Genomic DNA, 1,179 nt, shown 5'->3' on the forward strand with positions numbered 1-1,179 from the left:
GCCGGCCGCGGCGCGGCGGGTGCGGCGGGCTGGCGGTGCGGCCACGGCCGAGCCGATCCTGGGCAGCGGCCATTGCCGCGCCCGCTTCTGGGCGTCGCGGCACAGGCCGTCGAGTTCGTCGCGGATCAGCGCGTCGGTGAAGCAGTCGGCCGCCGCGCGGATGCCTTCCATGAAGCGCAGCTCGATGGCGATCAGCCGCCAGCTGCAGAAGCGGCCGGAGCGGGCCAGTTGCCGCGCCAGATCCCGAATTTGCTCGAATGCCAGTTCTTGACCCATCGGCGTTCCCCCGGCCGTATGGTAAAAACCTACGTTCCGCTTATGACGATTCGGTCACTTCCGTCACGGGAGGATTCGCGAGCAGGCGGCGTTGTGCACAACTCATAGCTGGTTTGCCGGCTCTCCAGCCCTTCTGCCGCAAGCCGCGCTGCAGCATCGCTCAAGGCGCCTTTCGCCACGACCGGGTTTGCCCTAAACAAAGTGCCCGCCAATCCCCGGATGGCCTTCGATAACCTAGATCGTTGTTTTGACACGTTTTCTTAAAGGCGCCCCGTGTAGGCCCGGACCGCGGCCTGGCCCCGGCCGCAGAAGGATTTGCCGATGCCCGACGCCCTTGATCTGCTGCGCACCCGCCGCTCTTCCCGCATCATCGACCTGAAGGCGCCCGGCCCTTCGGCGCAGGATCTCGACACCATCCTCACCATCGCGGCGCGGGTGCCGGATCACGGCAAGCTCGTGCCGTGGCGTTTCATCGTGCTGGAGGGCGATGGCCGCGCGCGGGCCGGGCGCGGCCATCGGCCGCCGTGTTCGCCCGCCCGCAATCCTGAGGCGGAGGCGAGGCGCCTCGAGGAGGAGCGCGGCCGCTTCCTGCGCGCCCCCGTGGTGGTGGCGGTGGTCTCGCGCGCCGCCCCGCACGCCAAAATCCCGGAATGGGAGCAGGTGATGTCGTCGGCCGCCTGCTGCCAGAACATGCTGCTCGCCGCCGCCGCGCTGCGGCTACGGCGCCAGCTGGATCAGCGAATGCCGGCCACCGATGCGGATGCGCGCGCCGCGCTCGGGCTCGAGCCGCACGAGCGCATCACCGGCTTCGTCTATCTGGGCAGCGTCGATGCGGCGCTGGAGGACCGGCCGCGGCGGCGCTCACGGACATCGTCACGCGCTTCTGAGCGGGCGCTTCGCGCG

Annotated in this window: 2 protein-coding genes; one reads left to right on the top strand and one right to left on the bottom strand. The window is 69.9% G+C overall.

What is annotated here, in order from left to right; all coding sequences use genetic code 11:
• Positions 1 to 276, bottom strand: a 276-nt coding sequence (locus AC2W7M_RS25930; protein ID WP_486136014.1) for a hypothetical protein, incomplete at its 3' end; no start/stop codon positions are given.
• 321 nt (positions 277 to 597) lie between these two features.
• Between AC2W7M_RS25930 and AC2W7M_RS25935 the strand changes: the two genes are divergently transcribed.
• Positions 598 to 1,179, top strand: a 582-nt coding sequence (locus tag AC2W7M_RS25935) for a nitroreductase family protein (protein ID WP_486136016.1), incomplete at its 3' end; no start/stop codon positions are given.

Source organism: Xanthobacter sp. BG11Y11_SDJG (genome assembly GCF_057364445.1).